At 38.6% G+C, this 18,760-nt stretch carries 16 protein-coding genes; 4 read left to right on the forward strand and 12 right to left on the reverse strand.

Features of this window, described 5'->3' with window-relative positions:
• Window positions 1-130: 130 nt before the first annotated feature.
• Entirely contained in the window at window positions 131-913 is a 783-nt protein-coding gene (locus tag A5482_RS01210; RefSeq protein WP_069789902.1) for a DUF6816 family protein, read from the reverse strand.
• Window positions 914-1,102: 189 nt separating this feature from the next.
• On the opposite strand from A5482_RS01210, the gene A5482_RS01215 reads away from it, so the two are divergent.
• On the forward strand, window positions 1,103-1,774 hold the full coding sequence (locus tag A5482_RS01215) for a response regulator transcription factor (protein WP_069789901.1): 672 nt from the start codon (window positions 1,103-1,105) through the stop codon (window positions 1,772-1,774).
• Between the two features lie 96 nt (window positions 1,775-1,870).
• Window positions 1,871-3,187 (forward strand): four-carbon acid sugar kinase family protein, encoded by a 1,317-nt coding sequence (locus A5482_RS01220; protein ID WP_069789900.1) that lies wholly within the window; start codon window positions 1,871-1,873, stop codon window positions 3,185-3,187.
• A gap of 4 nt (window positions 3,188-3,191) precedes the next feature.
• Here A5482_RS01220 and pth read toward each other — a convergent pair whose 3' ends face one another.
• From pth to A5482_RS01260, 8 genes are all read right to left on the reverse strand, one after another.
• Entirely contained in the window at window positions 3,192-3,788 is a 597-nt protein-coding gene (pth, locus tag A5482_RS01225; protein WP_069789899.1) for an aminoacyl-tRNA hydrolase, read from the reverse strand.
• A 64-nt stretch (window positions 3,789-3,852) separates the two neighbouring features.
• A complete protein-coding gene (locus A5482_RS01230; RefSeq protein WP_069789898.1) occupies window positions 3,853-4,737 on the reverse strand; it encodes a hypothetical protein in 885 nt (294 codons plus the stop codon).
• A gap of 117 nt (window positions 4,738-4,854) precedes the next feature.
• Window positions 4,855-5,517 (reverse strand): translation elongation factor Ts, encoded by a 663-nt coding sequence (gene tsf, locus A5482_RS01235; protein ID WP_069789897.1) that lies wholly within the window; start codon window positions 5,515-5,517, stop codon window positions 4,855-4,857.
• A gap of 226 nt (window positions 5,518-5,743) precedes the next feature.
• Window positions 5,744-6,553, reverse strand: a complete 810-nt coding sequence (gene rpsB / locus A5482_RS01240) for a 30S ribosomal protein S2 (protein ID WP_069789896.1) — start codon at window positions 6,551-6,553, stop codon at window positions 5,744-5,746.
• Window positions 6,554-6,777: 224 nt separating this feature from the next.
• Window positions 6,778-7,110 carry a cupin domain-containing protein gene (locus tag A5482_RS01245; RefSeq protein ID WP_069789895.1) on the reverse strand — a complete coding sequence of 111 codons (333 nt, stop codon included), beginning with the start codon at window positions 7,108-7,110 and terminating at the stop codon, window positions 6,778-6,780.
• Window positions 7,111-7,135: 25 nt separating this feature from the next.
• The gene (locus A5482_RS01250; RefSeq protein WP_069789894.1) at window positions 7,136-7,606 is read right to left on the reverse strand and encodes a transposase; all 471 of its coding nucleotides are present in this window, start codon (window positions 7,604-7,606) and stop codon (window positions 7,136-7,138) included.
• 619 nt (window positions 7,607-8,225) lie between these two features.
• The gene (locus A5482_RS01255; RefSeq protein ID WP_069789892.1) at window positions 8,226-10,970 is read right to left on the reverse strand and encodes a phycobilisome rod-core linker polypeptide; all 2,745 of its coding nucleotides are present in this window, start codon (window positions 10,968-10,970) and stop codon (window positions 8,226-8,228) included.
• 187 nt (window positions 10,971-11,157) lie between these two features.
• Entirely contained in the window at window positions 11,158-11,547 is a 390-nt protein-coding gene (locus A5482_RS01260) for a thiol-disulfide oxidoreductase DCC family protein (RefSeq protein ID WP_069790144.1), read from the reverse strand.
• 57 nt (window positions 11,548-11,604) lie between these two features.
• Here A5482_RS01260 and A5482_RS01265 point away from each other — a divergent pair, with 57 nt between their 5' ends.
• The gene (locus A5482_RS01265; protein ID WP_069789891.1) at window positions 11,605-12,573 is read left to right on the forward strand and encodes an aldo/keto reductase; all 969 of its coding nucleotides are present in this window, start codon (window positions 11,605-11,607) and stop codon (window positions 12,571-12,573) included.
• Window positions 12,574-12,575: 2 nt separating this feature from the next.
• Here the strand turns inward: A5482_RS01265 and A5482_RS01270 are convergent, their stop codons facing one another.
• The 3 genes from A5482_RS01270 to hmpF form a co-directional block, all read right to left on the reverse strand.
• The gene (locus A5482_RS01270; protein ID WP_446684788.1) at window positions 12,576-12,998 is read right to left on the reverse strand and encodes a DUF4278 domain-containing protein; all 423 of its coding nucleotides are present in this window, start codon (window positions 12,996-12,998) and stop codon (window positions 12,576-12,578) included.
• A 407-nt stretch (window positions 12,999-13,405) separates the two neighbouring features.
• Entirely contained in the window at window positions 13,406-14,146 is a 741-nt protein-coding gene (locus A5482_RS01275) for a hypothetical protein (protein ID WP_069789889.1), read from the reverse strand.
• 59 nt (window positions 14,147-14,205) lie between these two features.
• Complete coding sequence (gene hmpF, locus A5482_RS01280; RefSeq protein ID WP_069789888.1) at window positions 14,206-15,837, reverse strand: pilus motility taxis protein HmpF; 1,632 nt, start codon at window positions 15,835-15,837, stop codon at window positions 14,206-14,208.
• A gap of 191 nt (window positions 15,838-16,028) precedes the next feature.
• Between hmpF and A5482_RS01285 the strand changes: the two genes are divergently transcribed.
• Entirely contained in the window at window positions 16,029-18,734 is a 2,706-nt protein-coding gene (locus A5482_RS01285) for a CBS domain-containing protein (protein ID WP_069790143.1), read from the forward strand.
• Window positions 18,735-18,760: the final 26 nt, after the last annotated feature.

Raw genomic sequence — 18,760 nt, forward strand, 5'->3', positions numbered from 1 at the left:
AATAAGGTACTAATTATTTGGGGAACGAGGAACAGTTTATAATTATATATTAATAAGCTAATCCTCTCTATTTCATCAGGTTAATGAATCGGTATGTTATCTAATAAGGATTTGCTATGGTTCAATATTGTTATGGTTTTTTAAGCAAATTTAATTCATAAAAATAAAGGGCAACGGGCTTATTAAATGCTATAAAATAATCAGGATCTTGGGGTGATAAATAGACAGCAGTATATTGCTTTGCTGTAATATGATTAGGGTCAATTAATTCATATTTGGTAGTAGTTTCCACTAGATTAATATAAATATTGTTAGGGCGACGAAAAAATTGTCTGGTAATTTCACTGGTGATAAACTGTTTTTTATTAATAGTTTGTTTTTGTCTGCCTATGACGGTGGAAATTAGTTCATTTTCTTCACTAAATTTGGTAATTTGTTCAGTGGAGTTTTCTTGATTAATGATGACATTTTTAACATTTTTCTCTCCTAAATAAGCCTGTGCGATCGCCCTTGCATTAAAACCACGATCTGCTATGATTACTTGATTATTATTAATTGTTGTGGGCAAAAATTTGTTTGAATTACTATTCATAATAGTAGGGATAAATTTCACATTAAAATTTATATTTTGGTCAATATATTGAGCATTTTGTGAAAAACCAGGGGTTTCAAATTTAGGAGCAAGGGGTGCTATTTGCTCTTTTAAAATATTACTAACTTGCCAATTTCCTTCAAACCAACGGGGATAAATTAATTCTTTTTCTGGAGATGGTAAAGATATTTGATTATTCCAATTAGGATAACTATTGATTCTTTGTTCTAAGTTTTCGGCAAGGACTGGGTTAATATGAATTAGGAAAAAAGCTAAAGTTAAAGAAATTAATATAGAAATTGTTTTGATAAATGGGAGCATTATTTCTTTTTTTAGGTATGATAATGTGAGCTATAAATTATAGATTATAAATTAATTCTGACGATGTACTATCAACAAAATTTATTTAATTGTTAATTAGACATTGATTCAGATATTTCTTCTATCGTCTCATCTCTTTTGACCATAAAATATTGTAAAATTTACTGTATCTTAGTCATAATTAAACTTATGAGTAAAATATTAATTGTCGAAAATGAGCAGAAACTAACTAAGTTTTTGCAAGAAGGATTAAAGTATCAAGGTTATGAGGTGATGATTGCCGAGGATGGGCTAGTTGGTTTAACCATGGCAAGGGAATCTCGCCCTGACTTGATTGTTATTGATTGCATTTTACCAGGGTTATCAGGGTTAGAAGTTTGTCGCCGTTTACGTTTGGCAGGGGATAAAGTGCCTATTATTCTCTTGACGGCACAGGATGAGATTAACGACAGGGTAGCAGGATTGGACGCAGGGGCCGATGATTATGTATTGAAACCCTTTACCATGGAGGATTTGTTAAGTAGATTAAAGGCTAGTTTACGACGTAGTGGGGAAGAAGATCCAGATTTATTGCATTTCGTTGATCTTAGCTTAAATCGTCGCACTAGGGAAATAAAAAGGGGCGATCGCACCATAGACTTAACCGCCACGGAGTATGATTTACTAGAGTACCTTATCTCTAATGCGGGGGAGGTTTTAACCCGTGACCAAATTTTGCAGAGGGTATGGGGATACGACTTTGGGGGCGACTCCAACATCATTGAAGTATATGTGCGTTATCTACGGTTAAAATTAGAAGCCAATAAAGAAAAACGATTGATTCAAACCGTCAGGGGGGTTGGTTATGTCCTCAAGGAATAGGAAAAAATTGACAATAAATCATTGACCATTAACAATAAAAGAAGAAGAGATAATTAAAAATTACTTCTATTAAAGACACTCCCAAAACTGTTAAACATGAATAAACAACCTAAAATAATTGTATTAGACGATGACCCCACAGGTTCTCAAACCGTCCATAGTTGCTTATTATTGATGCAGTGGGATGTAGATACCCTTCGAGATGGTTTACGGGATGAATGCCCTATTTTCTTTATTCTCACCAACACAAGGGCTTTAAACCCTCAAGAAGCCTCCCGTACTACCCAAGAAGTATGTCGTAATCTCAAAAGTGCGATCGCCCTTGAAAACATAGAAGACTACCTCATTGTAAGTCGCTCAGACTCCACCCTCAGAGGACATTACCCCATCGAAACCGACACCATCGCCCAAGAATTAGGAGACTTTGACGCCCATTTTCTCATTCCAGCCTTTTTTGAAGGGGGTAGAATCACCCGCCATAGCACCCATTATCTCATCATCGATGGAGTAGAAACCCCCGTCCACCAAACAGAATTTGCCCAAGACTCAGTATTTGGTTACAGCTACAGCTATTTACCCGATTATGTCAGCGAAAAAACCGACGGTAAAATTAAACCAGAAGAAGTAGAGTGCTTTTTATTAGAAGACATTAGAAAAGGCACCCAAGAAAGACTCAGAAAACTAAGCCATAATCAATGTTGTGCCGTCGATGCCGAAACCCAATCCGACTTAGATAAATTCGCCCAAGACTTACTCACCGTCGCCAGAGAAGGCAAAAAATTCCTTTTCCGTAGTGCCGCCAGTATCTTAACTTCCCTTGCAGGAGTGGGCAAACAGCCCGTCGAAGCCGAAAATATGGGTAAATATAAACCCACCGATAACACTGGAGTTATTTTAATCGGTTCCCATGTCAAAAAAACTACCCAACAACTAAACCAATTATTACAACAACCCGAAATAGCAGGTATTGAAATTGACGTAGTATTACTGCGAGATAACCCCAACTCCCGACAGGAAATCATCACCCAAGCCCTAGAAAAAGTAAGCCAAGCCCTCTCAAACAATAAAACCCCTGCTATTTATACCAGTAGAGAAGAATTAACCTTTGCAGACATAGCCACCCGTCTCGAATTTGGGAAACAAGTATCAAGTCTGTTAATGGAAATTGTCAAAGGATTACCCCAAGACATCGGCTTTTTAATTAGTAAAGGGGGTATCACCTCCAATGATGTTTTGAGTAATGGTTTAAGCCTCAAGGAAGCCCGACTACTGGGGCAAATTTTACCTGGATGCTCAGTTATTACCACCCCTGCCAATCATAATTTATTCCCTAATCTGCCTGTGGTTTTATTCCCTGGAAATGTGGGAGACAAGAATGGTTTAGTCACCGCTTATCAACGTTTAAATAGTTGATGGTTTAATTATACAAACTCATTGCCTTCTCAATACCATCTTTTAAACTAAGCTCGATCGCACTTTGGGTAACATCCATCAAATCTTGTATGATAGGGGCTTCACTGGAGGAAAACTTTCCTAAAACATGACCGATAGTTTCTTTTTTGCCCTCGGATTTACCAATGCCGATGCGACAACGGGGGAACTTTTGACCCCCTACATGACTTATAATCGATTTCATGCCATTATGACCCCCCGCCGAGCCAGACAGCCTTAATCGGATTTTGCCTAGGGGAATATCCATGTCATCATAAACAATCAAAAGGTCATCAAGACTCAACTTATACCAATCAATTACCGCCCTTACTGATTGCCCAGAGCGATTCATATAAGTTAACGGTTTTAACAGCCTTACTTTTTGACGATGGGGGGCTATACCTTCACAAAAAAGAGCGTTAAATTTACTATTTTTTTGCCAACTAAAACCCCATTTATCTGCTAAATAATCAACTATTTCAAAACCAATATTATGTCTAGTTTTGTCATATTTTGACTCAGGATTTCCTAACCCCACAATTAAGTTAGGAACAACTATTTTTTTCTGTTTTTCTTCTTTCATTAATCTTCTTAACTTTGATTATTTCATTGATTCTTTTAATATTTAAAAACTATTACCTATTCCCTTAACTCTCCTCACTCCAACAACTACGCCACTGAGATTCTGCCTGTGCGATCGCATATAATCTTGTAATACGTTGATAACGTCTTTGTAGATCAACTAGCTTATCCATAATAGCAACGATCCTGCGGCGATCGGCACTTAACCCCGTATCACCAAATTCAATCTCCCCCAACCGTAAACACATAGCCACCACAGGAGTAATATCCTTAATTTCCTTACTAGAAATATCCTCCTTTTCCACCACCAAACTAAGAAGATTAGGAGCATCAGCAATACCCTTAGAATTATCCCTATTTTTCAGAGCCATCTCCAAAACCTTAGCAGGAATTTGAGCAGGAAGAATATTATACTCCTTCAACAAATCATTTCCCCGAGAAGAAATTTCCGTCAACACCTCCCCCAAAGAATCCTCAATTTCATCATAAAAATGTAAAACATCATCAGGATTTAAAACATCAGAAAAAAGATTAACCCCAGAAGAAATCTCAGCACTTAAACCCTGAATACCAGCCTGTAAACTGTTAACCTCCGACGGCACCTCCTGCGGAATAACCCCCGTCAAACTCCGAGGAAAATCCACAACAAGATTATTATCTGGCACATCTATCTCCACCAAATAATTAGATAACTTGATCAAAAAACCCTTACCTAAACCCTTAATTTTTCCCTGTAAATCAACCTTTTGTTGATAACTCAAAGCCAAAAAACTATCAGGATACTTTTGAGTACATATCTGATAACTAGCCAACACCAACTGCTTAGCCACCACAGGAGTAAAATGTTTAATATACTCCTCATATAAACTGTACAACTCCTTGCCCAGTAGCCTAACCTCTGTATCCAATACCGTCAAATCACCACGTAACTGCTTGATTGACTTGCCCATTACTCCACATCCATAAACAACAACACATAATCAAAATCCCCCTTCCTCCCCAAAAGGGAGTAGCCATCAGGCAAAGGGGGAAAGATTCACAAATCAAAAAAAATGCAAGAGAAAAATCTACACAGCGCCGCCAGTTTGAGCAGCAACCTCTTCAGCAAAATTAGTCTCTTCCTTCTCGATACCTTCACCTAAAATGAAACGAGAGAAACGACGAACTTGGATATTTTCGCCGATTTTAGCAACCTGTTGAGTAATTAACTCCTCCACAGTAACACTTTGATCCCTTACATAGGGTTGAGAAAGTAAACACATTTCGCCAAGGCGTTTTTGGATTCTACCCTCAACAATTTTTTCTTTGATGTTGTCTGGCTTATTACCCAAATCATCACGGCCCATTTCAATAGCTTTTTCCTCAGCTACAATCTCTTGAGGAATATCAGAAACCTTAACATATTCCACATTAGGACAAGCAGCAATCTGCATAGCAATGTTTTTGGCAAGGGCTTGGAAATCTTCCCTTCTAGCTACGAAATCAGTTTCACAGTTAACCTCTACAATTACCCCAATGCGTCCACCAGTGTGGATGTAGCTTTCCACGATACCTTCAGCGGCAACTCTACCAGCTTTTTTCTCGGCGGAGGTAATACCTTTTTGACGTAACCATTCCATCGCCTTTGCGATGTCGCCATCACTTTCCTTGAGGGCTTTTTTGCAGTCCATCATCCCTGCATTGGTTTTATCTCTAAGCTCTTTTACTTGCTTTGCTGATATTTCTGCCATAATTAATTACTTTAGTTTGTATTAAATTTTAAAAATTATCTTAAATAATCATTACATAAATCGAGTCCCATGCTCTCAGTTTTTCTGGAAACAGGATTTATCATTTCACCATACAACGGAAATCAAAAACAAATTTTACTCACCGCCAAAAGTATCTAGGTTATAGACACAATTAACAGTAAGTAAAAGTTACATTGTCAACGGCTAAGTTGTCAATCAGGAAAAATTACTCCTCTTCGCCACCAGCATCTTCGGTGTCAGAGTAATCATCATCTTCATAATCTTGATCTTCCGCAGGTTCAACGGTTTCTACAGATTCAAGAAACTCATCCACAGTGCCTTCAGCCACAGCTTTACCATAGCGCCCTTCATAGATAGCATCAGCTAATTTACCAATGATTAACTTAATGGAGCGAATAGCGTCATCATTAGCAGGAATAGGTAAATCAACCAACTCAGGGTTACAGTTAGTATCCAACATAGATACCACAGGTAAATTGAGTTTTTGACATTCTTTGATGGCGTTATGCTCACGACGAATATCAACAATGATAACAAGGTCAGGAATTCTGTTCATGTCCTTGATACCACCGAGGTACTTTCTGAGTTTGGTTAACTCACGACGTAATACCGAAGCCTCTTTTTTAGGTCTTCTGTCTAATGCGCCGCTTTCCTCGAGGGCTTCTAAGTCTTTGAGGTGAGCAACACGGGCTTTGATGGTTTCCCAGTTAGTTAGCATTCCCCCCAACCAACGTTGGTTAATGTAGAATGCACCACAACGGGCTGCTTCTTGGGCAATGATACCAGCAGCTTGGCGTTTGGTCCCTACAAATAAAACTTTTTTACCGCTTTCGGCAGCTTTTTTGACGTAGTTATAAGCCTCGTCCATTAATTGGGCGGTTTGTACTAGGTCAATGATATGAACCCCATTTCTAGCGGTGTAGATGTACTGAGACATCTTGGGATTCCAACGGCGCGTTTGGTGTCCGAAGTGAACACCAGAATCTAATAGCTCTTTTAAGCTAACTACTGGCATTTGATTTTCTCCTTTATTCGGGTTTATCCTCTATCTAGGCGATTAAAATTTCTCTGTCAGAAACACCCGACATCCTAGATATGTGAATTTTTTACAACTTTTCTAGTTTAGCTCAATTACAGCTTTTTTTCCATACCTCAGCATAAAATCAGATGGGTATTGTTTTCCCATAATCAATCCATTGAATATTCTTTATTATGTGGGTGTTTTAGTTTTAAGGTTACCTAAGAAAACTGTTCCGAAAGAGTTAACAAAAATGCAAGTTCTGTTGATGATTGAATGGCATGGGGTGTATTCGAAGGAATAAAAATAAACACTCCTGGTGTTAATGAAATTTCTTTACCCGCTAGGGTTAGTATTCCTTCCCCTTCAATCACGTTGACTGTCGCATTGCGAGGGTTGGTATGTTCGGCGATTTTCTTCCCCGATGAGAGAGACATTAAAGTATATCGACAGTTTCCATCTTCTAATAGAATCTTACTTTTGATTCCTGTTGTAGGATATTCAATTATTTCTTTCCAATGAATGGTAGTATTCTCGTTTGACATTATCATCATGGGATTACTCCTTTGTTTGGGTAAATTATGGAAATACAATTTTGGAAATTGGTGGGTGTCCAAGGAAAATATAAGCAGCTGGTTTTAGTACGCTTTCGGAATAAATAATTTTCTGAATATTTAGACTTTTTACCCTTTTAGCCGTAGCATTGTAAGCTATTATTTCCCCTTCTAAACTAAAATCACTATGGGTAATATAATGATCGTGATCATGCACTGCTTGAAAGATAAAGCTATAAATTGGATTAAGTTCCCATGAGGTGTCATAATTTTCCGCTGATACCCACAAATGATTTTGCTTAATATCATCAAACATTTCACTGGTGTTAGCGTAACGCTTATACCATGAAAATTCTATATTTAGAGGTGTCGTCTGAAACTCATTCCAGAGCCAATCACACAATTGAGCAATCATCACATCAGAAATTTCGGCAGGTTCACTTTCTAAATAGAGTGCAGCAAGATTTTTAACTTTAGATACTTCTGAGAGTTTCATATTTTTATTTTATCTTTTCTTTGACCCTCTACTTATTCAATACTTCAACTTTGTCAGATGATGGGTTTATTTAACGTTTGAGTTGATTGAATACGATATAAAAAGTAATGAAAGGTTGAAATAGATTAACCAACCAGTCTTGATAACTGTTGGATAATGATTCTAGTAATAATGCAGGTGTTTTTTTGCCAACAATTAATACTAAGTCCGATTTATAAACTGTAATTTTATTTACTGTCTTTGGCAATGGGCTTAAGCCCATTGTTCGTTGTATTAGCATACTTTTCTCTACGGATTCGATATATCCCTCTTTTGTCAGTCTCCGATAATCTTTGAAATTGCTAAACTCTAAAAGTCTTTCTCTATATGCGATCGCCCGATTATTTGTTACTTTAAAATAAAAGATGACTCAAAATTAAGAAAAGGAAATTGTAGTATATGTAATCTTTTGCTTATAAGGAGTTATGAAATTAATTAATAGTAAGAAAAAATGGAAAGTGACAAAAGAGGGTTATTTATAACTAATACTATTTTAGTGGATGAAAAAAGGTGAGCATTGCCCACCTTTGATTTTCTCTAGCTCCCTTCATAAAGAAGGGAGAATTTAGCTGAAGATGATTTATTTAATAGATGCACCTGTACCAGTGGCAGGGGCAAAACTAGGTACTACAACTTCATTATCCTGTTTGGTTAACTTGTTATAAAGTCTTTCGGTATTGGGGAAGTTGGCAGCGGGTAAGGTGGGATAACGACGATAAGGCACGGTATCTTCACCAAACACTTGAGAATATTCCATACTACCTACCAAAGCAGAGATAAAAGCACGAATACCTTGACTAGCAAGAATGCGATTATAGTGCTGAATCTCTTTTTGATTCATAGGCGCCCGTCCTAAGAAATGTTTAGTACCCAATTCAATGACCTTAGTATTAGGGAAGGGGGTATAGAATTCTTTGAGGTATAAATCAGAGCAACCGATGGCTTCGATAAACTCTTTGACAGAAATTTCTCCGTTGCCGAGCTTACTTTCTAAGTTGGTGAAGTTGGCATTTACCACATAGGGTTCTACATCGCGCTCGAATACTTGACGATAGGCCGCACGAATTGCATTTTTAAGAGCTACTTTGTCAACGTTGTTGGTAAGTTTAAATACCTTGGTTTGTTGACGTTGAACTGTTACACCTTGGTTAACACGGGATTTAACGTCGGGTTCGGTACGGAAGTTGGCGACTTGTCCGAGTTCGATAAATCTGGGAGTTACTTCTTTATCAACTCTTTGCCCAATGTCTTCTCTGATGGTTCCCACTCTGGCGTTACGCATTTGTAAACCGTTGGGGGTGACATAGCGCTCGTAGGGTACGGTGTCTTCGCCGAAGGCTTCTGAGTATTCTTTACTATCCATCATGGCATCTACGAGGGCATAAAAGCCTTTTTTGGATGCTAAGTCGAAGTAAGGATTCATCTCACTACGTCCGTAGGTAGGACGACCTAAAAGACGACGGTGGATATATTCGATCGCCTTGCACACATAGAAAGGAGTCCAGTAGGTTTTGAGGAATAGCTCAGATTTAGCTAACATACGGATAAAGTCTCTGAGGGAGATTTCACCGTTTTCGAGCTTGATTTCCGCTACTTTTAATCTTTGTCCTTCATAGACATCACGACCAAATACTTGGCGATAGGTAGCTTTGATGACGGCTTGGGTAGAACTTTCACCAAATTTAACTCCTAAACCATTACTTGCTCCTGGTAATTCGTTGTTGAGACGAACTACTTTGGGCCCTAAGGTACCGGGGAATTCTCCACGGGCGCGGGGGTTACTGTTTTGGTTATTGATACCGGGTCCACGGTGGATTAAGATACGTTTGGTATCTTTGCTGAAAGGTGCAGGGGCGCTGCTAGGATTACGGGTTTCTTTGGGGAAAATGGCTCCAAATTGAATTTCGAGGGGGTCATTTCCAGAACCGTAAACGTGTTGATCGGGTAAGGGGCGATCGTATTTAGCAAAGGTAGTGACAAATTGAGGTACTTTGCGGAAAGGCGCACTGTAGTTAAACAAGTCTTGTTGCATACCCCAGTTACGACATTCTTGAGCCTCAACCCCTAAACCTCTGAGGTAAGGTACGGTTTCTTCTCCGAAGTAATCTCCATATTCTTGGGAATCCACGAGCGCATCTACCAGCGCCCCCAAACCTCCAGTGGATACGATAGAGAAGTAGTCTTGTACTTCCTCACGGGAAGAAGGGCCACGACCTAAGATATGACGAAAAGCAAGTTCTAAGGCACGGGAGTTGATGAAAGGCTCAAAGAATTGCTTACGGTATAAAGGAGATTTGGCTAGACGGCGGACAAATTCCTTCATGGAAATATCGCCATTTTTTACCTGAGACTCAAGGTAAGAAATAGATTGAGAATAGGCTTTGCTGATGTCACGCTCGAATACTTGACGATAGGCGGCTTTTACTACGTCGTTTTTCTCGGTGGCAGATAAGCCCGTTTTCATCACAAATTTAGGACGACGTTCAGCGGCATTAAAGTAGCTCTGAGGTAGTTCTAAACCTTGTAAATCATTGGATTGTCTTTGACGTACTTTGTTGGCTGGAGTGGGGGCTTGTAGCTCGGCAAGGAGGATGTCAAAATATTGAGCAATAACTTCTTTTGCTTCTGCATCACCCTGAAAATAGCCAAGACAGGAGGCTTTCATATCCAATAATGCTACTACGGTGGCATCAATGGAACAGGCTCTTTCTAAGACTTCTCTTAAACCTCTGGTATTGACCACCAGAATGTTAGGATCTCCTGACACGATCGCATAGCTCACATAGCGCAAAAACCAAGACATATCCCGCAAGGACTTGGTCATGTTGCTAGGGCCATAACGAGATACATTGATAGGTCTAAATCCCGCAGGAATAGCACCAATGCTAGGAGCGGAGGAGAAGGAGGAAAATAAACCCGTAAAGAAATTACCTTTTTTGGCTTTGGTTTTAGTTTTTTCTTCCACAAAGGTTGCGGTGGAGTTTTGGGCTGCTTTGATGTCGCTAGGTACTTCTGTACCACCACCTACCCCTGCCAAAACCATTGAGGGTGCTTGAACTGGGGGCTTTTCAAAGAAAGCCATGGGAGAGCCACCAGTAAAGATACGGTTGGCCGCACGAGAAACGATTATGTCTGAATTGTTGGTAATGGTTTCTGCGATCGCCAATCTTCTTAAACCAGAATCAAAGTATGTTTTTAACTCACCTAACTCTCTTTGATCGGGAAAACGATCTTGCTGTTCTGCCTGAATAATAGTTGATACAGCTACAGTTTGGTATAATTGCGGTTTCGCTAAGGAACTACCGCCACTTGCTTTTATAGTCATTGATTCTTTTTATTTTAAAACTTTGTTTTTTAATCAATTCGTTCTATTTAGATTAAATCTTTTTGGGCTTTCTTAGGAGTTTTATTAAGTTTTGTTTCATTTTTTACCTACTCGAAGCAATACTAGATAAGGGAATGGGCAATTAAATTGATTTTTATTTCACCCCATCACTTCATTTCCCCTAGTCCTAATCCCTCATTCCATACCTAGAGACATAAGTTTCTAGTCTTTTACCAAATAGTTGATAACGGTTATCTCGAATCATGGCGTAAAGGCGATCGCCCGTACCCTTCGCAAAAGGTAAACCCTGATATACACTGACAAACCAACTGCCAGAGGGTAAAATTCGGGCAATCTCTTCCGCCGCATCGCTTCCCTGCCACCGTTGGTTATTTTCCTTATCAATCAAAATCATGCCCTTTTCACAATCACAGGCACTCACTTCCATCGAATCAAGAACTTCCTCATTCTGCATAGGAGTATATACAAAAGACTTCCCCTGATCAAAACTCTCTAATAATTGCACTAAATTAACACAGAGGTTGCAGTTGCCGTCATAGATGACATGGTATTTCATAGCCATTTGTTATAATTTTTTATATATTGCAATAAAACTTAATATAACTAATTATCTATGACTACCGACAACATTACCCAAACCAGAAAACTAGGCAATACGGACATAGAAGTATCAGCCCTCGGCATTGGTACATGGGCGTGGGGAGACTCCTTTTTCTGGGATTATGGCAAAACCTATGGTAAAAGCCAGATTGAAGAAGCATTTAAGGCAACGGTGGCGGGGGGAGTAACTTTTTTTGATACTGCGGAGGTATATGGCAGTGGTAAATCCGAGCAACTTTTGGGAGAATTTTGTAAGGCTACAGACCAAAAAATTGACATTGCGACCAAATACGCCCCCCTACCTTGGCGGTTATTCGGTGGTTGTGTAGCTGATGCCCTTACCCAAAGTCTCAAAAACCTACAAATGGATTATATTCCCCTATATCAAGTCCATTGGCCTTTTATGCTCATGAGTCAAGATAACCTCATGAATGCCTTGGCAGATGAAGTGGAAAAAGGTAGGATAGGGGCGATCGGAGTTAGTAACTATTCCTCTGAAGAAATGAAAAGGGCAAAAGATATTCTTGCCAAAAGAAATATCCCCCTCGCCGTTAACCAAGTAAAGTATTCCCTCGTTACCCGCAAAATTGAAGCCAAAGGCATCCTCAAAACCGCCCAAGAATTAGGTATTACTCTTCTTGCCTATAGCCCCCTAGCCCAAGGTTTACTAACAGGAAAATATAACCTTGATAATACTACTAAGCCAGAAGGTGCTAGAAAAATGGACTCTCGTTTTAGTTCCAGCGGTTTAAGCAAAATTGCCCCCGTACTCGAACTTTTAAAACAACTGGGAGAAAAATATCAGAAAACCCCTGCCCAAGTATCCCTTAACTGGTTAATGGCACAGGAGAATGTCATACCTATTCCGGGGGCAAAAAATGCCAAACAAGCCCAAGATAATACAGGGGCATTGGGGTGGAGTTTAAGCAGTGATGAGGTGGCGCAATTAGAAGAAATTACTAAACCTTGGCTTAACTCATAAGGTTAACATTTGATGCTTTTTTTCTCATCGAGGGCATCAGCTTCTTTTTTTAACATTGCCAACAAATGATAGTTTTCATTGGTTTGAGCTATTTCCATGCGACGTTCTAAATTACGGCGCAAATTGGCTTGATGAATAGCACCTAAATTACATTTAGTTTCTTCGCTGATAACATTGACAGTGGAGAGACATTCTTTTTCTTGTTGCCTTTCCTCTTGGCGAGGAATAAAGTAAGGTTGCGCATTGGGATTACTACTATAGGCGACACCACGATATGTCAAGAAAATTTTTGGTTGTAACTGGGGAATGTGTCGGGGAAGTTTCTGGCGACATTCGACACCTCTATATTTACCTAATATATCTGCTTCTTTTACTTCTAATAATGATGTTTCACTGGATTGATGTTGATTTCCTCTGTAGGACATTTTCATTTATTTATACCTCTTTTCAATTATTTAAAAATTTATTTATCAACTTAGTTAAAATTTCATCTCAGTGCTGATTAGATGTTATCTTTTGTGCTTATTTCCATAGAGTCTTAGCACTGTTGATATTATTCGCTCTTTGCTATGGGGGATATATTTTTCCCTATACTCAATGTAGCATCTTTTAAATAAGATGGATTTTTTCTGTATCAATTGTTACAGAAAGTTGTTATTTTGGTTGTATTTTGTAATAAAATGGAGAGTTGATGACAAATAAAAGTGCGATACGGCTTATCTAACAAAGAAATCCTCATCTCTAGGGCAGATAATGCTTTATATCAGGCAAAAGAAAGGGGTAGAAATACTGTTATTTAATTTCAAGGTAACGAATGATAAATTATTAATTATCATTTAAACATCCATTCCAAACCCACACTAACTTGAGAGTCTGCCTGTTGTATAGAATTTTGCCACTCGATTTGGGTAGATAAACGTAAACTCTTGTTAATGGCATAGGCAGCGGTAATTTCTGTAATACCAACTTCATTACTACTACCCAACCCTACAAAATTTTGAGTGACAAACACATCTGCCGCCCCTTGGGGAGATAATGGTAACGCAACTCTTACTCCGAGGTTTATACCATCGGTACTATAACCATTTGTTGTAATAGAGCGATAACCCACCACTGGGGCAATGTTAAAATAACCCCCTAATGGTAATACATAGTAGTTTAAATTAGCACTCACAGAACGACGCTCTAAGGAATTTCCTTGACTATCTTCTTCATCAAAGGAAGTAGCATATTTGGCACTGAAGGTTAAAGGGGTTTTACCGATAAATACATCTTCTATTCCCACAGAAATTCCCCCAATGGCATTATTAGAAGGAAACTCACTATAACCGATTCTCAGTCGAGTGGGAAAACTAGGCTTATTTCTGATTTCATCTAATAAATTCGGAGTTTCTTCTACCCATTTTTGCCATACAGGGCTATTTTCCATGACATCAGCAGGAATGTTAAATTGTTGTTGTCTATTTTCTAGGTCAATATTTTGAGCAAAAAGAGTATTATTAATTCCCATAAAGGAGGGAAAAATAATGCCTAGTATTAAAACATATCTATGGGATAAAAAACTAATTTTCATAGAGGCTTGTAGAGCTTATAATTATCAAATTAAATCTTAAAGTTAATTTCATTCAACTCCTAATTTAACATTGATTGTAATTCATTCATCGCATTATTTTGAGCCTCTACTTTTGTATGAATTTGTCCAACATCCGCTTGAAGTTTTTGGGCATTATTTCTAATATGATTTAATTGATCTTGAATGGGATGTAATGCCTGTTCTAACAGGTTAACTTTTGCCTGTATTTCTGTAGTGTGACGACACATATTTTCAACATTTTCTTGATTTGACTGCAACTGATTTTCAGTCTGTTGATAATTATTTTCTTGAAAATTAACGGTTTCTTGTTCGTTTTGTTGAGCTTTTTTTAACTGATTTAATTCATTCGTAAAATGCTCAATTTTTTGGTCAATTTCCATTTGTTGACCTTTTACTTCTGCTAGAAGTGGTTTAATATTAATTGTCTCGGCAAAATCGAGATCAATAATTCCTTTACGGCGACTAAATACTTTCAGATACTCATTCAATACCTTTTGTTGCTTTTTAAGATTTCGTCTTTGCCCCACGAGAGTTTCATTTAATAGTTTCATAGCTTCTTGAGAATCCGCTAATTCAGTTTCAAGACTCAGTTTATCTACGTCACTGGCACTATAAATTTTCTCTTGAATCTCTTTTACTTCATCGCTTTGGAGGGTTAATTCTTCTTCTTGCATATTAACAAAATTAACCACCTTAGCAGTTTCGTCTTTTACTTCATTTACTTTGGCTTCTAAGTCACCTAGGGGCATAGTTTCTAAGGCTTCAATATCCACTTGTTGCTCTTCTCCATCATCCCCTAAAAGGTAGATTTCCTCTTGTAAACGGTGGATACCTTCTTTGGTGAGATTAAATTGGCGTAAAAGACTTTCTTTTTCTTGTATTTGGCTGTTAATGTTTTGTAGGGTAAATTTTGCTTTGGCTAATTCTTCCCTTGCCATCAACAATTCTTCTTGTTTTTGTTTTAGGTATTCTTTTTGATTGTTAAGTTCGTTTTGTTGTTGTTCTAAACTACTTTTATTATGTTCTAATTCTCGCCAATATTCATCTAATTTGGTTTGTTGATTATTTACCCCTGAAAGTATTTCGTCGATGGGTTGGGTAAACATTTCTGGTTGGGGAATGTTATTTTTTATAGCTCCAGAAATTGATTCTAATTTTTCACGGATTTCCCCTTGATCTATTTTATTATTATTAAGTCTTTGTTGTTCGTTGGTAAGTTGTTCCCAAGCGGCAGTTAATTTATTTTTTTCTTCTTCGAGGAGGACAAGTTTTGATTCTTGCTCTTGTAATCTTTGTTGTTGTCCATCTAATTCGGCTTGTCTTTTGGCAATTTCTTCCCCTTGAATTTGTAGGGAAACTTTCCATTCTTCTATTTCTTCTTCTTGGGATTTAGATTTTTCTAGGGTGCGAGAAAAATGGCGCAAATAGTTAACAATGCGAGAACCTGCTAATTCTGGTGCGCCTTGAATTTGTTTGTTATTATCTAGGTTGAGGATGTAAAGAGTACCTTTGCCAGTTTGTTCACTAATGGCATCGGTGGTGATGATGTCTTCTCCTGCAATTGCCGTCCAAGTTTGATCGGCGGCTTGGGAGGTTAATAATTTTAATTCTGTTTTGTAACCACCAACAAACCCTCTTGTTTGGGTTTTAACTTCTGCCAGATATAACACAAATCTTTATTCCCTTATATTTTCTGTATGAATAGTACTTATTCCCATGTTAAACCATAATCCTATAGGTTAGGGTATCTTACTCTAGGACTATGTTAAGTCTATTTTAATCCGTTAATTATAGCAAATTTTTTTTTCACGACAATAGCAGTCTGGTAAATTTGGTTTATTGAAAGATTATCATGGGTAGTATGGATTTAATTTTGTGTCATCGGACAGCGGATTTTGATACTTTGGGGGCGGCGGTGGGTTTGAGTAAAATCCATGGTCGGGCAAAAATTGTGTTGACGGGGGGAGAGCATCCTTCGGTGAGAAATTTTTTGGCGTTTCACCGTGATGAGTTGGCGTTGATTGACCGGCGTACTATCCATCCTCAAGATATTCGCCGTATTTTTATTGTGGATACTCAAAGAGGCGATCGCATCGGGAAGGCGGTAGAATGGTTATCATTGCCTAATATAGAGTCTGTCACTATCTATGATCATCACCCTGAAAATGAACATACTTTGACGGCTACTAATAAATATATCGAAAAAGTAGGCTCTACCAGCACAATTATTTGTGAACTTTTGCAACGGCATAATATTACCCTCAATGTCATTGAGGCGACGGTGATGGCTTTGGGTATCCATGTGGATACAGGCTCGTTAACTTTTGAGCAGACTTCCCAAAGAGATGTTCTTGCCCTTGCTTGGTTGATGGGTATGGGTATTAATTTATCTATGGTTTCTGAATATGCCGAACCTAGTCTATCTCCGTTGTTACAGGATTTATTACCCAATATTCTTAATAAAGTAGAGACAGAATATATCAATGAAAGTGCGATCGCCTTTATACTTTTAGAAACCCCCGATTTTATCCCTGGACTATCTAGCTTAGTAGCAATCATTGGGGATTTACTAGAAGTAGATGTGCTAATTTTCGGGCATTTTTATCAGCAAAAAAAAGGAAAACAAAATAAACTAGGCATCATTGGACGCTCAAGCCTAGATTCAATCAACTTAGGACACATTTTTGCCAAATATGGGGGGGGTGGACATAGTAGTGCCGCTTCCTTTTCCATCCGTTGCGACAATCCCCAAGAGATTTTAGACGAAATTAAAAAACAAATCCATACCCAAGTCCCCGCAGCCCTCACCGCTTTCGACTTAATGTCCTCCCCTGTGCGTACCATTCGCCCCCATACCACCATCGAAAAAGCTCAACGCATTCTCCTACGTTACGGACATTCTGGGCTGTTTGTGGTCAATGAAAAAGGGGAATTAGTGGGGGTTATCTCTCGCCGTGACATTGATATTGCCCTCCATCACGGTTTTGCCCATGCCCCCGTAAAAGGTTATATGAGCAAAAATTTGCATACCATTGTCCCCCATACGGGTTTATCCACCATTGAAGCCATGATGGTAAATAACGATATTGGGCGATTACCAGTATTAGACAACGGGGATTTAGTTGGTATTGTCACCCGCACCGACATTTTACGGCAACTCCATCAAACCCGCATCAGTAAACATCAAACTGCCTCCGCTTCCCCCGTGGTTTCTTGTTTGTTACCCTCATTTCAAGAAAAGCTACATCCTCCCATCGGGGAATTATTAGAAAAAGCCGCCCAATATGCTGAGGAAAAAGGATGGCATCTCTATCTGGTGGGGGGAGGAGTCAGAGATTTATTGCTGACGGGGGATGATGACACTCTTAAGTTACAGGATATTGATTTGGTAGTAGATGGTTTTCATCGCAACACTACCACCGAGGCAGGGGTTGCCCTCGCCCAAGCCTTACAAGCAAGTTATCCCCAAGCCCGTCTGAGTATCCACGGAGATTTTCAAACCGCTGCCCTCACTTGGCACGATGATGATAATTTAGGCTCATTATGGGTTGATATTGCCACGGCACGCACGGAGTTTTATCCTTATCCTGCAGCGAATCCAGAAGTGGAAGCAAGTTCGATTCGTCAGGATTTATACCGCCGAGATTTTTCTATCAATGCCCTGGCGGTGCGTTTAACTAATCCTAATCCAGGGGAATTACTAGACTTTTTTGGGGGAGTGCGTGATGTGCGATCGCACCTTATCCGTGTACTACATCCCAATAGCTTTATAGAAGATCCTACCAGAATATTTCGAGGAGTGCGCTTTGCGGTGCGACTAAACTTTGTCATAGAAGCCCAAACCCTTGAATATATCGAGTATGCCATCGGTAGTGGTATTTTTGAAAAAGTATCCCTCGAAAAAACTTCTATCCCCGCCCTTACTACCCGTCTCAAAGCCGAATTAAGTTATATTCTCCAAGCCGATTACTGGAAAAAAGCCCTCGAACTTTTACAACAATTAGGGGCGCTCGCTTGTATCCATCCTCAATGTAAAATTAGCCCGGAAATATGGTGGCAAATTCGTTATTTAGATCGCTGGTTAAGGTTTTATAATTTAGAACAGGAAAATCATAAAACTCCTTCTTGGTTACTACGATTAGAGATCATTTTAACTAGCCTTGAGTTACAAATAAGAGTAAGAGTCGCTGAAAATTTACAACTGCCCAAAGATAGTATAACAAGACTAAATCAATTAGAAACTAACAAAGAAAAGATCGAAAATAGTTTTGATAGTAATCAAAAGTTAAGTCATAAAGTAGAATTGTTTAGCCATTATAAACCCCTTGATTTAATTTTAATTGCCGTAAAAAGTAATAAGAAAATTAGGTCAAATATCTGGCAATATCTTCTCCATTGGAGTAAAATAGAATCCCTCATTGATGGGAATGATTTAAGACAATTAGGCTATAAACCAAGCCCCCAATATCAAATTATTTTAAAAACCGTCAAAGGATTATTTTTAGATGGAGAAGTTACCACAAAATCCCAAGCCCTCGATTTTATTCGGGAAAAGTATCCTAAATAAAACAAACAATGGGCTTAAGCCCATTG

This window comes from Cyanobacterium sp. IPPAS B-1200, from assembly GCF_001747005.2.
Lineage (GTDB): Bacteria > Cyanobacteriota > Cyanobacteriia > Cyanobacteriales > Cyanobacteriaceae > Cyanobacterium.

What these genes read in the sequence shown, in the direction of transcription:
- A5482_RS01210 (WP_069789902.1), bottom strand. Translation starts at nt 913, where the DNA reads ATGCTCCCATTTATCAAAACAATTTCTATATTAATTTCTTTAACTTTA.
- A5482_RS01215 (WP_069789901.1), top strand. Translation starts at nt 1,103, where the DNA reads ATGAGTAAAATATTAATTGTCGAAAATGAGCAGAAACTAACTAAGTTT.
- A5482_RS01220 (WP_069789900.1), top strand. Translation starts at nt 1,871, where the DNA reads ATGAATAAACAACCTAAAATAATTGTATTAGACGATGACCCCACAGGT.
- pth (WP_069789899.1), bottom strand. Translation starts at nt 3,788, where the DNA reads ATGAAAGAAGAAAAACAGAAAAAAATAGTTGTTCCTAACTTAATTGTG.
- A5482_RS01230 (WP_069789898.1), bottom strand. Translation starts at nt 4,737, where the DNA reads ATGGGCAAGTCAATCAAGCAGTTACGTGGTGATTTGACGGTATTGGAT.
- tsf (WP_069789897.1), bottom strand. Translation starts at nt 5,517, where the DNA reads ATGGCAGAAATATCAGCAAAGCAAGTAAAAGAGCTTAGAGATAAAACC.
- rpsB (WP_069789896.1), bottom strand. Translation starts at nt 6,553, where the DNA reads ATGCCAGTAGTTAGCTTAAAAGAGCTATTAGATTCTGGTGTTCACTTC.
- A5482_RS01245 (WP_069789895.1), bottom strand. Translation starts at nt 7,110, where the DNA reads ATGATGATAATGTCAAACGAGAATACTACCATTCATTGGAAAGAAATA.
- A5482_RS01250 (WP_069789894.1), bottom strand. Translation starts at nt 7,606, where the DNA reads ATGAAACTCTCAGAAGTATCTAAAGTTAAAAATCTTGCTGCACTCTAT.
- A5482_RS01255 (WP_069789892.1), bottom strand. Translation starts at nt 10,970, where the DNA reads ATGACTATAAAAGCAAGTGGCGGTAGTTCCTTAGCGAAACCGCAATTA.
- A5482_RS01260 (WP_069790144.1), bottom strand. Translation starts at nt 11,547, where the DNA reads ATGAAATACCATGTCATCTATGACGGCAACTGCAACCTCTGTGTTAAT.
- A5482_RS01265 (WP_069789891.1), top strand. Translation starts at nt 11,605, where the DNA reads ATGACTACCGACAACATTACCCAAACCAGAAAACTAGGCAATACGGAC.
- A5482_RS01270 (WP_446684788.1), bottom strand. Translation starts at nt 12,998, where the DNA reads ATGTCCTACAGAGGAAATCAACATCAATCCAGTGAAACATCATTATTA.
- A5482_RS01275 (WP_069789889.1), bottom strand. Translation starts at nt 14,146, where the DNA reads ATGAAAATTAGTTTTTTATCCCATAGATATGTTTTAATACTAGGCATT.
- A5482_RS01285 (WP_069790143.1), top strand. Translation starts at nt 16,029, where the DNA reads ATGGATTTAATTTTGTGTCATCGGACAGCGGATTTTGATACTTTGGGG.